The sequence below is a fragment of the Grimontia sp. NTOU-MAR1 genome (assembly GCF_035758505.1).
Lineage (GTDB): Bacteria > Pseudomonadota > Gammaproteobacteria > Enterobacterales > Vibrionaceae > Enterovibrio > Enterovibrio marinus.
Genome location: NZ_CP142108.1, coordinates 2,655,409 through 2,674,219, shown reverse-complemented (window position 1 = coordinate 2,674,219; position 18,811 = coordinate 2,655,409). Strand labels below are relative to the sequence as shown.

Annotated in this window: 18 protein-coding genes; 10 read left to right on the top strand and 8 right to left on the bottom strand. The window is 50.6% G+C overall.

Annotated features, from left to right (window positions below; genetic code table 11):
- The first annotated feature begins 124 nt into the window (after nt 1-124).
- Nucleotides 125-1,630 carry a glycerol kinase GlpK gene (gene glpK, locus VP504_RS12345; protein ID WP_325891440.1) on the top strand — a complete coding sequence of 502 codons (1,506 nt, stop codon included), beginning with the start codon at nt 125-127 and terminating at the stop codon, nt 1,628-1,630.
- Between the two features lie 159 nt (nt 1,631-1,789).
- A complete protein-coding gene (gene glpX, locus VP504_RS12340) occupies nt 1,790-2,797 on the top strand; it encodes a class II fructose-bisphosphatase (RefSeq protein ID WP_062707015.1) in 1,008 nt (335 codons plus the stop codon).
- A gap of 61 nt (nt 2,798-2,858) precedes the next feature.
- Here glpX and VP504_RS12335 read toward each other — a convergent pair whose 3' ends face one another.
- Together VP504_RS12335 and VP504_RS12330 are read right to left on the bottom strand one after the other, a co-directional pair.
- Nucleotides 2,859-4,403, bottom strand: a complete 1,545-nt coding sequence (locus VP504_RS12335) for a DHA2 family efflux MFS transporter permease subunit (RefSeq protein ID WP_325891439.1) — start codon at nt 4,401-4,403, stop codon at nt 2,859-2,861.
- Complete coding sequence (locus VP504_RS12330) at nt 4,387-5,415, bottom strand: HlyD family secretion protein (protein WP_062707005.1); 1,029 nt, start codon at nt 5,413-5,415, stop codon at nt 4,387-4,389. Before VP504_RS12330 ends, VP504_RS12335 begins: the two co-directional genes overlap by 17 nt.
- A 302-nt stretch (nt 5,416-5,717) precedes the next feature.
- Here VP504_RS12330 and VP504_RS12325 point away from each other — a divergent pair, with 302 nt between their 5' ends.
- The 3 genes from VP504_RS12325 (at nt 5,718) to VP504_RS12315 (ending at nt 7,740) form a co-directional block, all read left to right on the top strand.
- Nucleotides 5,718-6,338 carry a helix-turn-helix transcriptional regulator gene (locus tag VP504_RS12325; RefSeq protein ID WP_062707003.1) on the top strand — a complete coding sequence of 207 codons (621 nt, stop codon included), beginning with the start codon at nt 5,718-5,720 and terminating at the stop codon, nt 6,336-6,338.
- Nucleotides 6,339-6,374: 36 nt separating this feature from the next.
- The gene (locus VP504_RS12320; RefSeq protein ID WP_325891437.1) at nt 6,375-7,118 is read left to right on the top strand and encodes a ferredoxin--NADP reductase; all 744 of its coding nucleotides are present in this window, start codon (nt 6,375-6,377) and stop codon (nt 7,116-7,118) included.
- A gap of 283 nt (nt 7,119-7,401) precedes the next feature.
- A complete protein-coding gene (locus VP504_RS12315) occupies nt 7,402-7,740 on the top strand; it encodes a DUF3135 domain-containing protein (protein WP_325891436.1) in 339 nt (112 codons plus the stop codon).
- Between the two features lie 50 nt (nt 7,741-7,790).
- Here VP504_RS12315 and VP504_RS12310 read toward each other — a convergent pair whose 3' ends face one another.
- Nucleotides 7,791-8,138, bottom strand: a complete 348-nt coding sequence (locus VP504_RS12310; RefSeq protein ID WP_325891435.1) for a 5-carboxymethyl-2-hydroxymuconate Delta-isomerase — start codon at nt 8,136-8,138, stop codon at nt 7,791-7,793.
- Nucleotides 8,139-8,418: 280 nt separating this feature from the next.
- Between VP504_RS12310 and tpiA the strand changes: the two genes are divergently transcribed.
- Together tpiA and VP504_RS12300 are read left to right on the top strand one after the other, a co-directional pair.
- Nucleotides 8,419-9,189 carry a triose-phosphate isomerase gene (tpiA, locus tag VP504_RS12305; protein WP_325891434.1) on the top strand — a complete coding sequence of 257 codons (771 nt, stop codon included), beginning with the start codon at nt 8,419-8,421 and terminating at the stop codon, nt 9,187-9,189.
- A gap of 107 nt (nt 9,190-9,296) precedes the next feature.
- A complete protein-coding gene (locus VP504_RS12300; RefSeq protein WP_062707171.1) occupies nt 9,297-9,761 on the top strand; it encodes a tRNA (cytidine(34)-2'-O)-methyltransferase in 465 nt (154 codons plus the stop codon).
- Nucleotides 9,762-9,809: 48 nt separating this feature from the next.
- Here the strand turns inward: VP504_RS12300 and VP504_RS12295 are convergent, their stop codons facing one another.
- The 3 genes from VP504_RS12295 to VP504_RS12285 all read right to left on the bottom strand — a co-directional run bounded on the left by VP504_RS12295 (nt 9,810) and on the right by VP504_RS12285 (nt 13,686).
- Nucleotides 9,810-11,486, bottom strand: coding sequence for a methyl-accepting chemotaxis protein (locus VP504_RS12295; protein ID WP_325891432.1), 1,677 nt, complete (start codon nt 11,484-11,486; stop codon nt 9,810-9,812).
- Nucleotides 11,487-11,620: 134 nt separating this feature from the next.
- Nucleotides 11,621-12,991, bottom strand: a complete 1,371-nt coding sequence (gene cpxA / locus VP504_RS12290; RefSeq protein ID WP_325891431.1) for an envelope stress sensor histidine kinase CpxA — start codon at nt 12,989-12,991, stop codon at nt 11,621-11,623.
- Nucleotides 12,991-13,686 (bottom strand): response regulator, encoded by a 696-nt coding sequence (locus tag VP504_RS12285; protein WP_325891430.1) that lies wholly within the window; start codon nt 13,684-13,686, stop codon nt 12,991-12,993. Before VP504_RS12285 ends, cpxA begins: the two co-directional genes overlap by 1 nt.
- A gap of 179 nt (nt 13,687-13,865) precedes the next feature.
- Here VP504_RS12285 and VP504_RS12280 point away from each other — a divergent pair, with 179 nt between their 5' ends.
- The 3 genes from VP504_RS12280 to pfkA all read left to right on the top strand — a co-directional run bounded on the left by VP504_RS12280 (nt 13,866) and on the right by pfkA (nt 16,617).
- The gene (locus VP504_RS12280) at nt 13,866-14,348 is read left to right on the top strand and encodes a CpxP family protein (protein ID WP_325891428.1); all 483 of its coding nucleotides are present in this window, start codon (nt 13,866-13,868) and stop codon (nt 14,346-14,348) included.
- A gap of 150 nt (nt 14,349-14,498) precedes the next feature.
- Nucleotides 14,499-15,395 carry a CDF family cation-efflux transporter FieF gene (gene fieF / locus VP504_RS12275; RefSeq protein ID WP_325891427.1) on the top strand — a complete coding sequence of 299 codons (897 nt, stop codon included), beginning with the start codon at nt 14,499-14,501 and terminating at the stop codon, nt 15,393-15,395.
- 259 nt (nt 15,396-15,654) lie between these two features.
- Nucleotides 15,655-16,617 (top strand): 6-phosphofructokinase, encoded by a 963-nt coding sequence (pfkA, locus tag VP504_RS12270; RefSeq protein WP_165016030.1) that lies wholly within the window; start codon nt 15,655-15,657, stop codon nt 16,615-16,617.
- Nucleotides 16,618-16,699: 82 nt separating this feature from the next.
- Here pfkA and cysE read toward each other — a convergent pair whose 3' ends face one another.
- Nucleotides 16,700-17,545: a serine O-acetyltransferase gene (gene cysE / locus VP504_RS12265; protein WP_325894041.1), complete on the bottom strand. Its 846-nt coding sequence runs from the start codon at nt 17,543-17,545 to the stop codon at nt 16,700-16,702.
- Nucleotides 17,546-17,773: 228 nt separating this feature from the next.
- Nucleotides 17,774-18,790: an NAD(P)H-dependent glycerol-3-phosphate dehydrogenase gene (gpsA, locus tag VP504_RS12260; RefSeq protein WP_325891426.1), complete on the bottom strand. Its 1,017-nt coding sequence runs from the start codon at nt 18,788-18,790 to the stop codon at nt 17,774-17,776.
- Between the last annotated feature and the right edge of the window lie 21 nt (nt 18,791-18,811).

Sequence of the window (18,811 nt, the reverse complement as noted above, 5' to 3'; positions counted from 1 at the left end):
AACGCACATTTTATTCGTCAGCCACTTTCCGAAAACTGTTTCGCAGATAAAGTAATGATGCCCGGTTCCGCTAATGGTCCCGGACGATAAACACTATGCTTTAAGAAAACAGCGAGGAGATTTCATGAGCACCGAACCGAAATATATTGTCGCCCTCGATCAGGGAACCACCAGCTCCAGAGCCGTTATCCTTGACCACGATGCCAATATCGTGACGGTCGCCCAACGCGAATTCACCCAAATCTACCCTGAGTCCGGCTGGGTTGAGCATGACCCGTTGGAAATCTTCGCCACCCAGACCTCAACACTGGTCGAAGCCATGGGCAAAGTGGGAATACGCTCCGATGAAATCGCCGCCATTGGTATTACCAACCAGCGTGAAACCACCATTGTCTGGAATCGCCACACCGGAAAGCCGATTTATAATGCCATTGTCTGGCAATGCCGCCGCACCGCACCGATTTGTGAGCAGCTTAAATCCGACGGTTATGAAGAGTACATTCGTGACAACACTGGCTTGGTTGTCGACCCGTATTTCTCCGGCACCAAAATTAAGTGGATTCTCGACCATGTTGATGGCGCGCACGAGCTCGCGAAAAACGGCGACCTGATGTTTGGCACTGTCGATACCTGGCTGATTTGGAAGATGACTCAGGGGCGTGTCCACGTCACTGACTACACAAATGCCAGCCGCACCATGCTGTTTAATATCAACTCACTCGAATGGGATGAGGCCCTTCTAAAGGCGCTCGACATACCACTTTCCATGATGCCGGAAGTCAAATCCTCCTCTGAGGTCTACGGTCAGGCTAACCTTGGTGGTAAAGGCGGCACTCGCGTACCGATCGCAGGGATCGCCGGTGATCAACAAGCCGCGCTGTTCGGCCAGATGTGTGTAGAAGCCGGTCAGGCTAAGAATACCTATGGCACAGGCTGTTTCCTTCTAATGAACACGGGCAAAGAGAAAGTCACCTCTCACAATGGTTTGCTGACGACATTAGCCTGTGGGTCGAAAGGCGAAGTGGCTTATGCGCTTGAGGGTGCCGTGTTTATGGGCGGCGCTTCCATCCAATGGCTACGTGATGAAATGAAGCTCATTACCGATGCCAGCGATTCTGAATACTTCGCCACCAAGGTCGACACCAGCAACGGAGTTTATGTGGTACCTGCCTTTACCGGTTTGGGTGCACCACATTGGGACCCATACGCGCGCGGTGCCATCGTTGGCCTTACACGGGGTGTGAATTCCAACCACATCATCCGCGCGACTCTGGAAAGTGTTGCCTACCAGTCTCTCGATGTACTGACCGCAATGGAAGCAGACTCCGGCATCAAACTCGATTTTCTGAAAGTCGATGGTGGCGCGGTAGCAAATAACTTCCTGATGCAGTTTCAGTCTGACGTGTTGAACACTGAAGTGCAGCGCCCGAAAGTCACGGAAGTCACCGCTCTGGGATCGGCGTATCTTGCCGGCCTGGCAGTCGGCTTCTGGGGTTCGATTGATGAACTTCAAGACAAAGCCCAGATTGACCGCGTCTTCACACCTTGCGCGGATGACGGTAAGCGCGAACGCCGCCACCGCGGCTGGCAACGTGCCGTAGAATGCTCCAAAGGCTGGGAACAGCCATAACCTTTTGTTTTCGCGCCTTTCCGCTGGGAAGGCGCTTTTTACTCTCAAAAACGCAAACGTTTACTTTTTCCTTATGATAGAATCCGCGCCGAGTTTTTCGTTGTCGTTTTTGGCATCGGCAACGCCCTACTTCCCTGTATAAAATTCTCTGGAGTTAGAATGAAACGCGATTTAGCGATGGCTTTTTCACGCGTCACAGAAGGCGCAGCACTGGCAGGTTATAAGTGGCTGGGCCGCGGTGATAAAAACGCAGCTGACGGCGCCGCTGTCGAGGTCATGCGCGTTCTGCTGAACAAGACCGAGATTAAAGGTGAAATCGTTATCGGTGAAGGCGAAATCGATGAGGCGCCAATGCTTTACATTGGTGAGAAAGTAGGGCTGGGCGGCGATGCCGTAGATATCGCCGTTGATCCAATAGAAGGCACCCGTATGACGGCCATGGGCCAGTCCAACGCATTAGCGGTATTGGCAGCAGGCGAGAAAGGCACCTTCCTGAAAGCCCCGGACATGTACATGGAAAAACTGGTGGTTGGCCCTGAAGCCAAAGGCGTCATCAACATTGAACTGCCGCTTCGCGACAATCTGATCAACATTGCCAAGGTACTGGGTAAATCACTGGATGAGCTGGTCGTGACCACGCTGGCGAAACCGCGCCACGACGACACCATCCGCGAAATGCAACAAATGGGCATTAAAGTTTTCGCCATTCCTGATGGCGACGTTGCGGCGTCTATTCTTACCTGTATGCCAGACAGTGAAGTGGATGTCATGTACGGCATTGGCGGCGCACCGGAAGGTGTGGTGTCAGCCGCGGTTATCCGCGCACTGGGCGGTGACATGAACGGCCGCCTTCTTCCTCGTCACGAAGTAAAAGAAGACAACGATGAAAACCGACGCATGGGTGAACTGGAAATCGAGCGCTGCAAAGAGATGGGCATCGAAACCAATGTCTGCCTGAAGATGGAAGACATGGCGAGCAGCGACAACGTGATTTTCTCAGCCACTGGCATCACCAAAGGTGACCTACTGGAAGGCATCACCCGCAAAGGCAACATCGCGACCACAGAGACCCTACTGATCCGCGGTAAGTGCCGCACCATCCGTCGTATCAAGTCTATCCACTATCTGGATCGTAAAGACGACGCGGTAAAAGCAAATATCCTATAATCGCCGTATGAATGAGATAAAAAGCGCGCTTCGGCGTGCTTTTTATTATCGGCCAGAAAGCTCAGTGACCACTGGGCATATCGCCTTCTCTTTTTTCACCACGCTTGAACAGCGCCAGCAAAGGCACCAGAACAAAGTACGACACCATAATAAAGCCGAAAGTGTAAACGAAAGCGAGTAACGTTGATTGCTGGTGAAGCATGTTGGTCACCGTCGCGATAAAACCAGGATCCGTGACCGACTGTCCCTGCGCTGCCGCAAATTGCTGAACCACGGGATTTTCGGGCGTGATCCCGCCTCCCAGTGCGTTCCACTCTTTTTGCTGGATCCGGCTGAAGTAGGTATTCACGATCGAGATACCAAAAGAGCCTCCCAATGTGCGGCAAAGATTAAATACCACCGCCCCGCCCACAGCCTGATTCGGCGCCAGCGTCGCGTATGCCAATTGGCTCAGTGGCGCAAACACCAAACCCATCCCGGCACCCTGAATAATACTCGGCAGCAACACCCAATAGATATCGATATCGAGCGAATAGCGCATCATCATAAAGCTACCAATACCATTCAACACCAGTCCAATGACAATCAGCATCCGCGGGTCCAGACGGTCAATAATCCGTGAGATAGACAGCAGCACAATTGCTGATGCCAGCCCCCGCGGTGCCATCACAAAGCCTGTTGTATCAACCGGGTAATTCAACAACTGCTCAAGCATCATCGGCTGCAGTTGGGTGATACCGAACATGCCCATCGAAAAGCCGGTCATCACAATGCATGACAGCAATAGGTTTCTGTCTTTGAGTAGCCACATTGGCGCGATTTCGCCTTTAGTGTGGAACGAGCGCACTAGGAAAAACGCCCAAGCCAACACCGCAATCACCATCGAAAACAAGATAGTGTTTGAACTGAACCAGCCATCCTCGTTACCACGCTCTAGCACCATCTGCAAAAGCCCAATGCCAATGGCCATACCAAATACTAACGGCCAATCGACAGTGGTTTTACCGCGCCCATCGAGGTGTACAAAGAAATAGAGCAGTGACAAACACAACGCCCCGATAGGCAGATTAACGTAGAAAATCCATCGCCAATCCATGTTCTCCGTAATCAGTCCGCCAACGGTGGGACCAAGAATAGGGCCAAGTAAAATCCCGACGGAAAACAGCGCCATCGCTTTGCCGCGCTCTTCCTTGGGGTAAATCTGCACCATGATAGATTGCGAAAGAGGGATCACCGCCGCCCCAAACGCGCCCTGCATAATGCGGAAGATGATCATTTCAGTCAGGGTGTCCGCCTGTCCACACAAAGCAGATGTAACGATAAAGCCCGCTACCGATACCAGCAGTAGCTTACGCACACCAAATTTCAGGCTGAGGTAGCTCGCCAGCGGAATACAGATGGCTTCTGCCATTGAGTAAGAGGTCAGCACCCAGGTGACCTGCTCAGAGGTTACGCCCAGCGCGCCCATCATGTGCGGCAGCGACACATTGGCGATAGTCATGTCCAGCAGCACCATAATGGCGGAAAGCATCACCGCCAGCGTGACCATCAACCTGGTACTGCCCGCCTCCATCGGCTGGGTAGCGGTATCACTGCTGGCTGTCATTGGCTTTCGTCTTCACAAGGGTATCAATGGTTACTGTCGCACTGGCGCCCACCCGCAACGCTGGCTCATCAGCATCGCGCGTTATGGTCAGCCGCACGGGAAAACGCTGTGGCACTTTCACCCAGTTCCCGGTGGCATTTTCTGGTGGCAACAGAGAGAAAGAGGTGCCACTGGCTGGTGAAATAGCCTGTACCACGCCCTTAAATGTCACATCGGAATACATATCCAATACAATCGACGCCGTCATTTCCTGTTGGATATAACCCAAAGCATCTTCTTTGTAGTTAGCCTCAACCCAGAAGGAATTGTCTTCTATCATCGGCATTAAGGACTGCCCAGGTGCAACGACGCTACCGGGGCGCACTTTGACATCACCCAGAGTACCTGAAGTGGGCGCAATAATGGTGGTGTAAGAAAGGTTAAGCGAGGCTTCTGAAAGTGCCGCAGCTGCCTGCCGTACCGCCGGAGCTTCAGTGCCAGATGCCCCCTGCTCACTGATAAGCTGGGACATTCTCGCCCTCGCGGCATCAAGGTTGTTTTTCGCCGCTGCCAGTTCCGCTTTCAAATCGTCACCGGATTGCTTTGGCAGCACACCTCGCTCTACCAGTGCCATGTTGCGTCGGTACTTCTCTTCAACATCATTCAGTTGCGCGGAGGCAGACTGTATCTGCGCACTCGCACCGACAATCGCATCACTGGTCGCTTTGTTGGCAGCAACTGCGCTTTCGTATGCTGCCTTCGCCTGCTCAACTCTTGCCTGGTAAGGTGCAGGATTTATGCGGGCAATGACCTGCCCCTGATCGACATGGTCAAAATCGACCACATTCACTTCCGTCAACTGCCCGCTGATCTGCGGTGCGATGTAAAGTATGTTGCCGTGTATGTAGGCGTCATCAGTGCTGGGATATTGCTCCTGATGACGAATATAGAAATAGGCGGCAATCACCAGTATCGCGGCAATCCCAGCTAGGATGACAAGGTTTTTAATAGGGAAGGCTTTTTTCTCCGTCATGCGACCTCCTGCGACCGCCAAAAGCTGAGAACAGATAAACTGCTTCTCGGAATCTTCGGGAGAGTCTAGACAGGGATGTACACCTTCGCGCCATGACCTTATGTGATCAGTTGACTTTAGAGGACGATTTTTAAGGATGTGACAGTGCTTCTCAATTTGACGACATTGAGTCAGAACAAGCCCTCAGTCATATCAAAGTTTCAGCGCTTATGACACCGAATTAGCATTAAATAAGTAAAGACATTGCTTTATTTACCTTCATCCACGCATAATGATGTATCCAAATCAGTGACGAAGATGCGATGAAAACAGTCGATAAAATCCTGCACAAGATAAAACGTGAAGGCGCAGTGAGTGCGCGAGTGCTGGCAGACGAAATGGGATTAACCACCATGGGAATTCGCCAACACCTTCAAGCAATGGAAGATGAAGGCCTGTTGGATTTTAGTGACATTCGTGTCAAAGTCGGCCGTCCGACGCGCCACTGGTCACTGACGGCAGAAGGCCATCGCCGTTTTGCAGACAGTCACGGTGATCTTGCTATTTCAGTGATCGACTCAGTGGAATCCTTATTTGGCGAAGCCGGACTAAAAAAAGTCATTCAGCAACGTGAAGAAAAAACGTTGCAGCATTACCGCGACGCGCTCAAAGATTGCCATAATTTAAAGGCTAAACTTGAAACCTTGGCGTATCTTAGAGAGAGCGAAGGTTACATGGCCGAGCTCCAGGAAATCGATGATGGTTTCCTGTTAATCGAGAATCACTGTCCTATCTGTCAGGCTGCCAAGCGTTGCCCGGCACTTTGTAAATCAGAAAAGAATATCTTCCGGACGGTACTGGGCGACGAGTATCAGGTCTCCCGAGAAGAACACATCATTGAAGGACAGCGTCGTTGTACATACAAAGTTCAAGCACGAGAGTAATGCGCATAGAAAACTAAATTTAAATGAGGGGGTTGCATGGCTACTTGGATCAAAGCCGAAGTTATTGAAAATCGTCGCTGGAGTAAAGATCTTTTCAGCCTTGTCCTCGATGCTAACGTCGACGCCTTCACTGCCGGACAATTTACTAAACTTGGTTTGGAAATCGACGGTAAAATCATTCAACGCGCCTATTCCTTCGTTAATCCCCCCAACAGCAAATACCTTGAGATTTACGCCACGCGAGTAGCCGATGGCTTGCTCTCTCCCCGTTTGCACGCACTGGAAACCGGCGACTCCGTGCTGATTACTCAGGAAGCCAGTGGCTTTTTCACGCTGGAAGAAATCCCTGAAGGCGATGATTTATGGATGCTTTCCACAGGTACCGCTATAGGGCCATTCCTGTCTATCTTGCAACAAGACGAGGTATGGCAGCGTTTTCGCAAAGTGGTACTGGTACATGCCGTGCGTTTCTCTGCTGACCTTAGCTATCAGGCCGAAATCAACGAATTGCAGCAAAAGCGTAGCGATCAAATCATTGTGCAGCCTTTTGTCAGCCGCGAGCCAAAGGCTGGAGCATTATCCGGACGCATTACACATGCGCTAGAAGACGGGTTACTGGAACGCATGGTCGGCCTCCATATGACACAGCAGAAAAGCCAAGTGATGCTCTGCGGCAACCCACAGATGGTAAAAGACGTGCGTGCCATCCTAATTGAAAAAGGATTGGAGAAAAACCTGCGCCGCAAACCCGGAAACATCACCACCGAGCAATATTGGTAAACCGGACCACTGGACGCATTCAGACTTACTCAGAGGGAAAATCGCCCACTTTTCCCTCGCAAAGAAAAAATCACCCTCTTTTACATAAATTCTTATTATTGAGACTTAAAAATACCGTATGCCGTGTTTTGGGTCGCAATCAATTAATTACCTGTATCAGACTCAAAACACACCCTATCTACCGACAGTCATCGTCTCATTAATGAGACATTAGTGTGATTGATCGCTCATTTTTTAACCGTATAGTCAAAGGTAAGTCATGCGCAGCCAGAGGAGTAATGCCATGAAAACGTTGCCTTCATTTGACGAATTAAAAGCGTTAGCAGAAAACGATCCCCAAGCGCTGGAAGTATTGAGGATCGAGATGAGCGAAGAAATCATTGAAAGCGCCAGTGAAAGCATGCAGCCAAAACTGCGCGCCCAGATGAGTCATATCAACCGCGTAATCGCGTCGGGCAAAAACCCAAACCATGTTAATGCGTTGTTGATGAAAGAGTTGATGCGTCAGTTTGATCGCTTCTCAACAGCCATCAATAACCCACAAGCTTTAACTGAGCGAAGCGCAACCGTCACTACATTGCACCCGAAACGTAACGAAGCAACCGTTGCGATTGAAGGCTAACTCAGTTTTTGAGCGGTGGTTCGCCACCGCCGCCTTTTTTGCCTTCACTCTCAGCGTTCCACTTTCGCGTACCAACGTCTGTCCATATCCCGAATATCCGCACTTAAGCTGGCCACTTCCGGCGCATGCTGCTGCATCACATCTAAAAATGCATGGCTGAGGTTGCGCTTTTGCTCTTCATCACGCCCATCTAATAGCCATAAGGTGACATGGATAAAGTTTTCCTGATCATCCTTATCCGCAATCAACCAATCATGGCAGGCATAAGCACGGGATTTGACGTCACTGACATCAAAGATACCGCTGCCAATCGCTATCTGATGTAAATCTTCCAAGAGTTGTCCAATGCTGACCCGCTCTGAAACCGGGTCGCTATATTCCATGACAATATGAGGCATAACTCACTCCTTGTTACGATAATGAGCCACTTTACCGCAGCATTTAGGGCGATTGTTACTAGAGAGAAGAATATTCTCCTCAGATCACACCACGCCGTCTTTCACGCACATGCGCTAATCCGAAAATTTATAACGAAATTTTGTTACTCAAAGGTTCACATTTGCGCGCAAAACGAGTACAAACGATGGCATTTATGATTTTGGACAGGAAACGCTGACAGCGGTGCTGTTATCGTTGCCGAAACTGAATTTCGATAATTGGATTACGGAGGAATTCCCTATGCGCCGTCCATTGGTAATGGGTAACTGGAAACTAAACGGCAGTAAAGCCATGGTAGCGGATCTGATCAAAGGTCTGGACGCACAACTTGCTGGCGTTGAAGGTGTAGACGTAGCAATTGCACCACCAGTGATGTACCTGGATCTGGCAGAGCAACTGCTGAGCAAAGCAGAAAGCAAGGTCCTGCTGGGCTCTCAGAACGTCGACGTTAATGCTAGCGGCGCGTTCACTGGCGACATTTCTCCGGAAATGCTGAAAGACTTCGGTGCAACTCATATCATCATCGGCCACTCAGAGCGTCGTGATTACCACGCAGAATCTGACGAGTACGTGGCGAAGAAATTTGCATTCCTGAAAGAGCACGGTCTGGTTCCGGTTCTGTGTATCGGTGAATCTGAAGCACAAAACGAAGCGGGCGAAACCGTTGCTGTATGTGCTCGTCAACTTGACGCAGTCATCAACACCCAAGGCGTTGAAGCACTAAACGGTACTGTTATCGCGTATGAGCCAATCTGGGCAATCGGCACCGGCAAAGCAGCGACTGCAGAAGATGCACAGCGCATCCACGCTGAAATCCGCGCGCACATCGCAGCGAAGAGCGAAGACGTGGCGAAGAACGTTGTGATTCAATACGGCGGTTCTGTTAAGCCTGAGAACGCAGAAGCGTACTTCGCACAACCGGACATCGACGGTGCTCTGGTTGGTGGCGCAGCACTGAACGCTGAAAGCTTTGCAGCTATCGCGAAAGCAGCGGCGGCAGCAAAAGCGTAATTCAGACCTGTTCTGAACCGAAAGGAGAAGCCAAGGCTTCTCCTTTTTTGTTTCTGCTTTTTCCCCGTTATACTGCATTTTTTCATTTTGTTGGCGAGCCTGCTTCCATGTTTCACATTGCGCTTCATGAACCCCAGATAGCCCCGAACACGGGTAATATCATTCGTCTCGCGGCCAATACCGGCTGCAAACTTCATTTGATTGAACCACTGGGTTTTGATTTCGAAGAAAAGAAACTGCGTCGTGCTGGTCTTGATTACCACGACCTGACCAATGTGACTCGCTACCCGGACTATGCGGCGTTTCTGGCAGCCATGGGAGAGCGGCGTATCTTTGCCTGCACCACTAAAGGCAGCCGCCCCCACTCTGATGTCAAATATCAAGCGGGCGACGTGTTTCTGTTCGGCTCAGAAACCAGCGGCCTGCCAGATAATGTCCGTAATGCTTTCTCCCCCGAGCACCTTATCCGCGTTCCTATGGTGCCAGAAAGCCGGAGCCTTAATCTGGCAAACTCGGTATCCGTGATTTGTTATGAAGCATGGCGACAGCTTGGCTTTGAGGGTGGGCTATAAAAAGAAAAGCAGGCCTGAGCCTGCATTATGTTCCGAGTAACTAGAGCTTTACGAAGCAGCCATCCCCACCGAGACACGAAGGTTTTTCGCAATCGCGTTGAGTTTATCGGTGGCATTGACCAAGCTGGCCACCTGATGGGAGCTTTTATCGGCCATTTCGCTGATCTTGCTCACATTCACATTGATATCTTCTACGGCGCCATTTTGCTGTTCCGCAGCACTGGCAACTTGTAGGTTCATATCGGTAACGCGAGACGTCGCCTCGCTCGACTGATTAAGGAAATCAGCTGATTGGTGAGAAAGCTCGATGGTCTTATCACCCATTTCACAGCTTTTCTGCATAGTATCAACCGCATCTTTGGTCACACTGGTGAGCTGCACGATCATGGTTTCAATCTCAGAGGTCGAGTCATGGGTGCGCTGTGCCAGGCTTCGCACTTCATCGGCGACCACGGCGAAGCCACGGCCTTGCTCACCGGCACGTGCTGCTTCGATGGCAGCGTTCAGCGCCAGCAGGTTGGTTTGCTCAGCGATCCCTTTGATCACATCCAGTACAGAGGTGATGTTCGCACTGTTTTTTTCCAGCTCGGTCAGTGCTGCGCTGCTTTGAGTCAGGCTTTCAATCAGTTGCTGAGTCTGGCTGACGGCTTCATTATTGATGCGCATACACTCAGACGATTTACCTGAGGCTTCCTCTGTAGCATCTTGTGTTTGGGTCGCGTTGTTAGCAATTTCTTGCGCGGTGGCGGACATTTCGTTCACCGCCGTAGCGACTTGCATAATTTCGCCGCTCTGTGCATCCGAATTTTTCTTAACTGCCTGCGCTGCATCGTTCAAAAGGCTGACTGCATCAGACACTTCCTGTGCGACTTTAGCAATCATGCCATTGGTGCTCTGGCGCGTACCTTCCAGATTCTGCTGCAACTCGCCGATGATACCCGACTCATCAACCACAGTTGCCTTACTGAAGTCACCCTCTGCCTGCACTAACAACGCTGCGGATACCTTATTAAGGCCTCGGATAATCCCGGCGAGGATTATCCTCGCAATAGTAATGGCCACGATCAGCGCGGTAATCACAGCCCCGATAATGGTGTATTCCAAAGTGACAGCCCTCTTTTCAATATCGATTACAGCAGTCTCAGTGAATTTTCCAACATCATCGAGCAGGCTATCTACCAATTTTGTGGTTGTCTCTGCTTCTTCGCCAACCATCACATCCAAGACTTCAGCTTCGTGGTAATGAAGGCCGTCAAGTTCCCTAAACACATCTTCGACGTGGACCATCCACTTAGTATGTAATGCTTTGATATTATCAAACTTTTCATTAGCCTCAGTAAAGGCTACCTGTTCTTCTGCAGTGCCCTTGGTTAAGGCTACACTGAGGAGCGATCCGACCTTTGTAAAATCCTCTGTGACTTTGTCGCCCCATTTATAGAAATAGGCTTTCTCTTTATTATAGTTTTCCTGAGCGTTGGGGTCTTTTCCAATCTCCAGAGCAAATCTAAACGCTTTATTGTAGTGGACCCGCTGTTCTACCTGATGCTCTGTCGCTTTACTGAGCGATTCAAGGATCGGGATATCGCGGTAAGCAACGCCCTGAATATGACTTTCAATGTAAGCCAATTTATAAAAAACAAACGCCCCTACAATAAACTGTATTCCGCACACTAGAGCAACGAACATAGTTAGACGCTGTCTGATCGTCATTTTCTTTGCTGACATAAGTAGCCTCTCCGCTAAGCCTTGTACTGCATTGGTTGCGGAGAGAGCACACCTCTCCACATCAAACTTATTAATAAGATTAGCAAAATGTTTAAATTTTGAGAGGTTTGCCGTAAAATTTAATGACAATTCTTTTAATTCAACGCTTTCAGTGTCATGTAAATAGTCAGGCCGCCAAGACTGTTGAGGCTCGCTTTTGTACTGCCATTGTGCTGACGCATGGCACTGTCAGTGATCGCAAGCCCCAAACCGCTACCGCCACTTTGTCTGTCACGTGCGGTCGATACGCGGTAAAACGGGCGAAAAATATCACCCAACATATCTTCCGGTACGCCTTCGCCATCGTCACTGACGCTGACCGTCAAATCTCTGCCATTCTGCGAGAAAGACACTTCCACTTTTGTTTCCGCGTATTTGATGGCGTTACGCACCACATTTTCCAGCGCGCTACACAAGAGGTTTCCATTACCTTCTATTTTCGCCTTAGGAATCGTGTTGTACACCAGTATTTTTCCGCTCTCCCCCGCCTCAAACTCGGCATCCTGTAGCAGGGTTTCCCAAAGCTCTGTAAGGGTAAACTCTTCCCGTTCGGCATGGCTGTTGAGCTGCATACGGGACAGAGAAAGTAAGTCAGCGATCATCTGCTCCATACGTTCGGCTTCGGTATCAATACGCGTTAAATCCGGGCTTTCGCCCTGCTTTCGAATTGCCAGTGCATTCGCCATTCGCAGTCGGGTCAGAGGAGAGCGGAGCTCATGGGATATGTCTGACAGCAATCGCTGTTGACCGCTGATCATCTGATTCAGTGCTGTCACCATCTGATTAAAGCTTGCACCTGCCTGCACGAACTCACGCGGCCCTTTTTCCAAAGAAGGGTCGGTTTCAAAGCGCCCTTCCCCTACACGCTCTGCCGCTGCCTGTAGGCGACGAGCTGGACGTGTCACCGCCCATGCCAACCAAAGCAACAAAGGTGTACTCACCACCATGGTTACCAGAAGCAGCTGAAATGGCCTGTCGAGGATTTGCACATAAAATGGCGGCTTCTCACGCCAGAGCTTACCGACATACATCAACGCCTGTTCGCTACCATCATTAATCAAAAAAGGACCTGCCAGCATCCAGCGGCCATACAGGCGTTGCATCGGATCTTCTGGGTCGTCAGCCAGCGATGTGAAATTCTTCAGCATCCGGCCGCTGCCATGATGTCCTCTTTCCAATAATTCGCCGTCAAGTGTGGTGAAGTAAAACTTCACAGGCTTGCGGTCTGGTTGTTTCTTTTGTAGCCTGACCAGCTTTTGTTTTAGTGTCCCATGCATACGTGACACCTCAGCCGATACTTTTTCTGAGAGTTGCGCAAACTCAGCTTTCACAGCTGTCGGTAAGGTATGTTGCTGGCGTGGGTCGCTGTTTTGTGCCGCCAAAACCGCAATCAATACCAACAAAAGCGTCAGCCAGAAAATGGCAAAGATACGGCCATACAGACTTTTGATCGTAGGCAGCTTCATTACGCCTCCACTAGCAAATAGCCACGGCCACGCAGGGTTTTAATGCGGGGTTTACCGTCTTCACGCTCAGGCAATTTTTTACGGATGTTAGAAATATGCATGTCGATGGCCCGATCAAACGGGGCAAGACGCTTTCCAAGCACATTCAGACTGATGTCAGCTTTGGCCACTACAATGCCCGGCTGCTTAATCAAATAAGCCAGCAAGGCAGTTTCTGTCCCTGTCATCTCAATTAACTGAGACTGGCAGTACACTTCCATCTTGCCCGGATAAATCAAGATATCCTGATATTCCAACTTGTCCTGAGGATCATCTGCGCGCTTCCCATCACCATTTTTCGCAGTGCGACGAAGGATAGCGCGTATGCGGGCAATCAGCTCGCGATCAGAGAATGGCTTGGGTAGGTAATCGTCCGCGCCAAGTTCCAACCCCATCACACGGTCAATCTCTTCACCTTTAGCGGTCAGCATTAATACCGGAGTTTCCCAGATATCACGGAGGCGGCGCAAGGTTTCCATGCCATTCAATACCGGCATCATTACATCCAACAGCACCAAATCGGTGCTTTCACTGATCTTATCCAGACCTTCCTGACCGTTATTGGCGATATCCACCTGATAGCCTTCCAGCTCCAGTAAGTCATGAAGCAGGCTGGTCAATTCAATGTCGTCATCAATAAGAAGAATGTTTGCCATGGTGTGTGCCTAATACTGATTTGTTAAGGCTAGTATCTGCCATTCATCGAGCTGATTCCATGTGTCAGTCTTAGGTTTACCCGCCTTTACATTGCTTTACGTAGGCAGAACACCGGTTTACATCCCAGTGGATAAAGTTACTCCCATCAAGCGACACAACAAAAACCGGAGAGAACACCATGAAATTTTCAAAACGTATTGCTGCAACTGTTATCGCCCTGCCTCTGATGATCGGCTCAATGTCTGCCGTTGCATTTGGCGGCAAACATCACGATGGTGAAGGTATGCACGGCGGTAAAGGCATGATGGGTAAACACCTGCTGCGTGGCGTGGACCTGACCGACGAGCAAAAAGCGGAACTCAAAACACTGCGTGAACAAAAACGCGAAGATATGAAGACGAGCAAAGGCGAATTCCGCACTCAGATGATGGCTGACCGCCAACAAATGCAAGCGCTGATGCTGGCAGACAACTTCGACGAACTAGCGGTGCGTGCACTGGCAGAGAAGATGGTCGACCAACAAGTTGAGCGCCGTGTAGCCATGATGAAAGGCCAGCACGAAATGATGACCATTCTGACCCCTGAGCAAAAAGTTCAGGTAAAAGAAAACATGGAGAAAATGGCTGAGCGCATGCAAAAACGCATGGAGAAACGCGGCTAATTGCCCTTTAACACCAATAGGTTCCCCTGAATGCCGGCGCTTGCCGGCATTCAGCGTTTAAGGGCCGTGCTATCGAGCAATTGAGCAATGCGTTAATTCGTTTTAAAAAAGCGTTATACTGCACATACTTAAATCACGCTGATAATGCTCATGACCGAAAGATACGCCCGACTCGTTCAGACTGCTGCCTGGGCAGCGACCATTACCGCCACTTTCCTCCTTCTAATGAAGCTTTTCACTTGGTGGTACACAGGTTCGGTCAGCTTGCTGGCATCCTTAGTCGACTCCTTGATTGACCTTCTTGCCTCGATCACCAACTTGGTGGTGGTGCGTTATGCGCTACAACCCGCCGATGAGGAACACAGGTTCGGACATGGCAAAGCCGAGTCTCTCGCCGCCCTCGCCCAATCAGCATTTATTGTTGGCTCAGCCTGTTTCCTACTGCTCAATGGCATTGAGCGTCTGTTTAAGCCCACCGAGTTGCATCACCCAGAAGCCGGCGTACTCATAAGTGGTATCGCCACCTTGATTACGGGTGGTTTGGTGTTGTTTCAGAAGTGGGTCGTTCGCAAGACCGGCAGTCAGGCAATTGCTGCCGACTCCCTCCATTATCAATCAGATCTTCTGATGAACATTGCCATTATCATGGCTCTGGGATTAGCTTGGTATGGTTTCCCAATGGCAGATGCGATTTTCGCTATCGGTATCGGCATTTTCATTCTGATCAGCGCCTTCAAAATGGCGAACCAAGCGGTGCAGTCCCTGCTTGACCACCAACTTCCTGTGGAAGATCAGAAGAAGATTTATACCCTGGCATCGACAGTGCCGGGTGTGGAAGGCGTGCATGATTTGCGTACGCGTCAGGCAGGCGCGACACGCTTTATCCAGCTTCACCTTGAGTTGGATGACAACCTCAAACTGGTTGATGCGCACCGGATTGCCGATGCGGTGGAAGACCGCTTGGAGGTTGCCTACCCGGGAGCAGATATCTTGATCCATCAGGATCCGGTCTCAATCGTAGGAAAATCACCGCGTGAACAAATTTAATACACGCGAGCGCACGAATATTTGCAACGGTTACTGATATTTATCAACGAAAAACGTTAGCAAAATTGTAATAGTCTTTCATAAGTAGGAAAGTTACAGTTTCAAAGGCGAGGTCAGCAAGCTAAACTGGCACGTCTCGTGTGTTGGGGCAAACCCGCGTTACCTGCTAAGACTTTCACCGGAAAGCTGGGGTGGGATGGCAGTTTCGACATGCGGTAAATGGATTTGAAATTTCAATTCCCAAAGTCAGAGGGTAACCATGGTTAGTAAAATTGGTGTTTTGACCAGTGGCGGTGACGCCCCGGGTATGAATGCAGCGATTCGTGGCGTTGTTCGCGCCGCATTGAGCGAAGGTCTGGAAGTTTACGGTATTTACGACGGCTATCAGGGTCTGCATCAGAATCGCATCGAGAAACTGAACCGCACCAGCGTTTCAGACATTATCAACAAAGGCGGTACTTTCCTGGGTTCTGCACGCTTCCCTGAGTTCAAAGACGAGAAGGTGCGTGAGCAGGCAATCCAGAACATGAAGATGCATGGTATCGACGCACTGGTTGTTATCGGTGGTGACGGTTCTTACATGGGTGCGAAGAAGCTGACTGAGATGGGCTTCCCATGTATCGGTTTGCCGGGCACTATCGACAACGATATTCCAGGCACTGACTACACCATTGGCTACCTGACTGCACTGAATACCGTTGTTGAAGCGATTGACCGTCTGCGTGACACGTCTTCTTCTCACCAGCGTATTTCTATTGTTGAAGTGATGGGCCGCCACTGTGGCGACCTGACTCTGGCTGCGTCGATTGCAGGCGGCTGTGAGTACCTGATCACTCCTGAAATTGGTCTGGATAAAGAGCAATTGGTTTCCAAGATCAAAGAAGGTATCTACAAAGGTAAGAAGCACGCTATTATCGCGATTACTGAGCTGATGACGGATACTAACGAGCTGGCAGCTTACATTGAGTCAGAAACCGGCCGTGAAACTCGTGCGACCATCCTGGGCCACATCCAACGCGGCGGTCAGCCACGTGCTTTCGACCGTATTCTGGCGTCCCGCATGGGTGCTTACGCGGTTGACCTGCTGATGCAAGGCGAAGGTGGCCGTTGCGTGGGTATTCAACGTGAAGAGCTGGTTCACCACGATATCATCGATGCTATCGACAACATGCGCCGTCCATTCCGTCAGGACCTGTACGACGTAGCAACCAAGCTGTTCTAATCCAGCGGTTGTCGAAAAAAAACGGAGCCAAATGGCTCCGTTTTTTTGTATCTGCTATCGCATATTTAAAAGGTTTCAGCGCTTAAATACCGTCACCTTCGCTAAAACTCTGCCCGCACTTGAACTTCTGATCCATATCAAAAGAAGGCTTATCACTACTGGGCGCACCAACAATCTTGGCTGGCACGCCTGCAGCCGTAGTGTGCGGCGGAACAGAGATGAGGACAACCGAGCAAGCAGCGACCTTCGCCCCCTCACCTACTTCGATATTGCCAAGGATTTTAGCTCCGGCACCAATCATAACGCCTGTACGGATTTTCGGGTGACGGTCACCAGACTCTTTACCGGTACCGCCAAGGGTCACGTCCTGAAGGATGGAAACATCGTCTTCAATCACAGCCGTCTCACCGACGACGATACCCGTCGCATGGTCAAACATGATACCGCGGCCAATCCGCGCCGCCGGGTGAACATCCACCTGACAAGCGACGGAAATCTGGTTTTGCAGATAGACCGCCAACTCGCGACGACCTTGATGCCAAAGCCAGTTAGCAACACGGAAACCCTGCAGTGCATGGAAGCCTTTCAGGTAAAGCAATGGCGTGGAGTAGAGCTCAACGGCAGGGTCACGTTCCACAGTCGCACAAATATCGCAGGCTGCCGATTCCACAATACGTTTATCACCAGCATACGCCTCTTCGATGACTTCACGGACCGCCATAGCAGGCATGCTAGGCGTAGCGAGCTTATTGGCCAGAATATAGCTCAGCGAACCACCGAGTGAATCGTGCTTAATGATGGTGGCGTGGAAGAAGCTCGCGAGCATGGGTTCGCGCTCCGAGTGCTCTTTTGCCTCACGCTTAATGGCCTTCCAGACTTTCTCTTGCTGGCACTTTTTATCGCGACCTTCACCGCACATCATTTGCATCATTTTACCCATATCTGCTGTCGTAACATTGCCCTGTGCCCCTGCGTCCACCTCTTTCTCCGTAAGGTGTTCCGGCGAAACATTGACCTAAGTGTGACATAGAACGTCAAACAACCCAACACTACCAATCAGTCTGCGGTTAGATTGACCTTCTCCATGCTGTTTGTCGCAAAAATAAAAACGCGAGACCTTAGCCCCGCGTTTCTTAGACCCGACTAAGCAGATAAATCATTCGGAGGTGCGCTGTCGCGCCAACAAATCCTGTGCGGCCTGTCGAGCATCTTTTCCTTCGTACAGTACCTGGAAAATCTGTTCGACGATAGGCATCTCAACGCCAGTGCGTTTTGCCAGTGCGAGAACTTCTTTGGTATTACGGTAGCCTTCGACCACCTGACCAATTTCGTCCTGCGCTTCATCAACCCCTTTACCTTGACCCAGCGCCAGGCCAAAACGGCGGTTACGGGATTGGTTGTCGGTACAGGTCAATACCAGATCACCCAAGCCCGCCATGCCCATAAAGGTCTCGCGCTCTGCGCCCAGCGCCACACCAAGGCGTGTCAGCTCAGCCAAACCACGGGTGATCAGTGCTGTGCGGGCGTTGGCACCAAAGCCAATGCCGTCAGACATTCCCGCGCCAATCGCAATCACGTTTTTCACCGCGCCACCAAGCTGCATACCGATAAAATCGCTGTTGGCGTAAACCCGGAATGAACGCGCGCAATGCACTTTCTCCTGCAGCTCAGCCAAAAACTCTGCGTTTGGAGAGGCAACAGAGATAGCCGTCGGCAAACCTGCCGCCAGTTCTTTGGCAAACGTTGGTCCAGACAATACGGCCAGCGGTATATTTTCGCCCAATTGCTCGCGCGCGACATCCTGCAAAAGGCGACCGGTTTCTGGCTCAAGGCCTTTGGTCGCCCAGCAGATACGCTGATCATCACGCAGGAAAGGTTTCACCTGTGCCAGCACCAAGCCAAACACATGGCTTGGCACAACCACTAGGATATCCCGACTGGCCTGAATCGCTTCTTCAAGATCAGCGCTCAAAATCAGTGAGTCGGGAAATGCGACACCCGGCAGAAACGCTTCGTTTGAGCGATCAATTTCAAGCTGCGCCATATGCTTGGGCTCATGTCCCCACAACACCACGTTAGCACCGTTTCGGGCCAGTGAGATTGCAAGAGACGAGCCGTACGAGCCTGCGCCCAGTACGGTCATAGCCACATTGGCCTTGGCGATATCTGTCATGTGTCGACCTTAAAATTACTA

Coding starts and splice junctions, on each gene's coding strand:
- glpK (WP_325891440.1), top strand. CDS start 125: ATGAGCACCGAACCGAAATATATTGTCGCCCTCGATCAGGGAACCACC.
- glpX (WP_062707015.1), top strand. CDS start 1,790: ATGAAACGCGATTTAGCGATGGCTTTTTCACGCGTCACAGAAGGCGCA.
- VP504_RS12335 (WP_325891439.1), bottom strand. CDS start 4,403: ATGACAGCCAGCAGTGATACCGCTACCCAGCCGATGGAGGCGGGCAGT.
- VP504_RS12330 (WP_062707005.1), bottom strand. CDS start 5,415: ATGACGGAGAAAAAAGCCTTCCCTATTAAAAACCTTGTCATCCTAGCT.
- VP504_RS12325 (WP_062707003.1), top strand. CDS start 5,718: ATGAAAACAGTCGATAAAATCCTGCACAAGATAAAACGTGAAGGCGCA.
- VP504_RS12320 (WP_325891437.1), top strand. CDS start 6,375: ATGGCTACTTGGATCAAAGCCGAAGTTATTGAAAATCGTCGCTGGAGT.
- VP504_RS12315 (WP_325891436.1), top strand. CDS start 7,402: ATGAAAACGTTGCCTTCATTTGACGAATTAAAAGCGTTAGCAGAAAAC.
- VP504_RS12310 (WP_325891435.1), bottom strand. CDS start 8,138: ATGCCTCATATTGTCATGGAATATAGCGACCCGGTTTCAGAGCGGGTC.
- tpiA (WP_325891434.1), top strand. CDS start 8,419: ATGCGCCGTCCATTGGTAATGGGTAACTGGAAACTAAACGGCAGTAAA.
- VP504_RS12300 (WP_062707171.1), top strand. CDS start 9,297: ATGTTTCACATTGCGCTTCATGAACCCCAGATAGCCCCGAACACGGGT.
- VP504_RS12295 (WP_325891432.1), bottom strand. CDS start 11,486: ATGTCAGCAAAGAAAATGACGATCAGACAGCGTCTAACTATGTTCGTT.
- cpxA (WP_325891431.1), bottom strand. CDS start 12,991: ATGAAGCTGCCTACGATCAAAAGTCTGTATGGCCGTATCTTTGCCATT.
- VP504_RS12285 (WP_325891430.1), bottom strand. CDS start 13,686: ATGGCAAACATTCTTCTTATTGATGACGACATTGAATTGACCAGCCTG.
- VP504_RS12280 (WP_325891428.1), top strand. CDS start 13,866: ATGAAATTTTCAAAACGTATTGCTGCAACTGTTATCGCCCTGCCTCTG.
- fieF (WP_325891427.1), top strand. CDS start 14,499: ATGACCGAAAGATACGCCCGACTCGTTCAGACTGCTGCCTGGGCAGCG.
- pfkA (WP_165016030.1), top strand. CDS start 15,655: ATGGTTAGTAAAATTGGTGTTTTGACCAGTGGCGGTGACGCCCCGGGT.
- cysE (WP_325894041.1), bottom strand. CDS start 17,545: ATGCAAATGATGTGCGGTGAAGGTCGCGATAAAAAGTGCCAGCAAGAG.
- gpsA (WP_325891426.1), bottom strand. CDS start 18,790: ATGACAGATATCGCCAAGGCCAATGTGGCTATGACCGTACTGGGCGCA.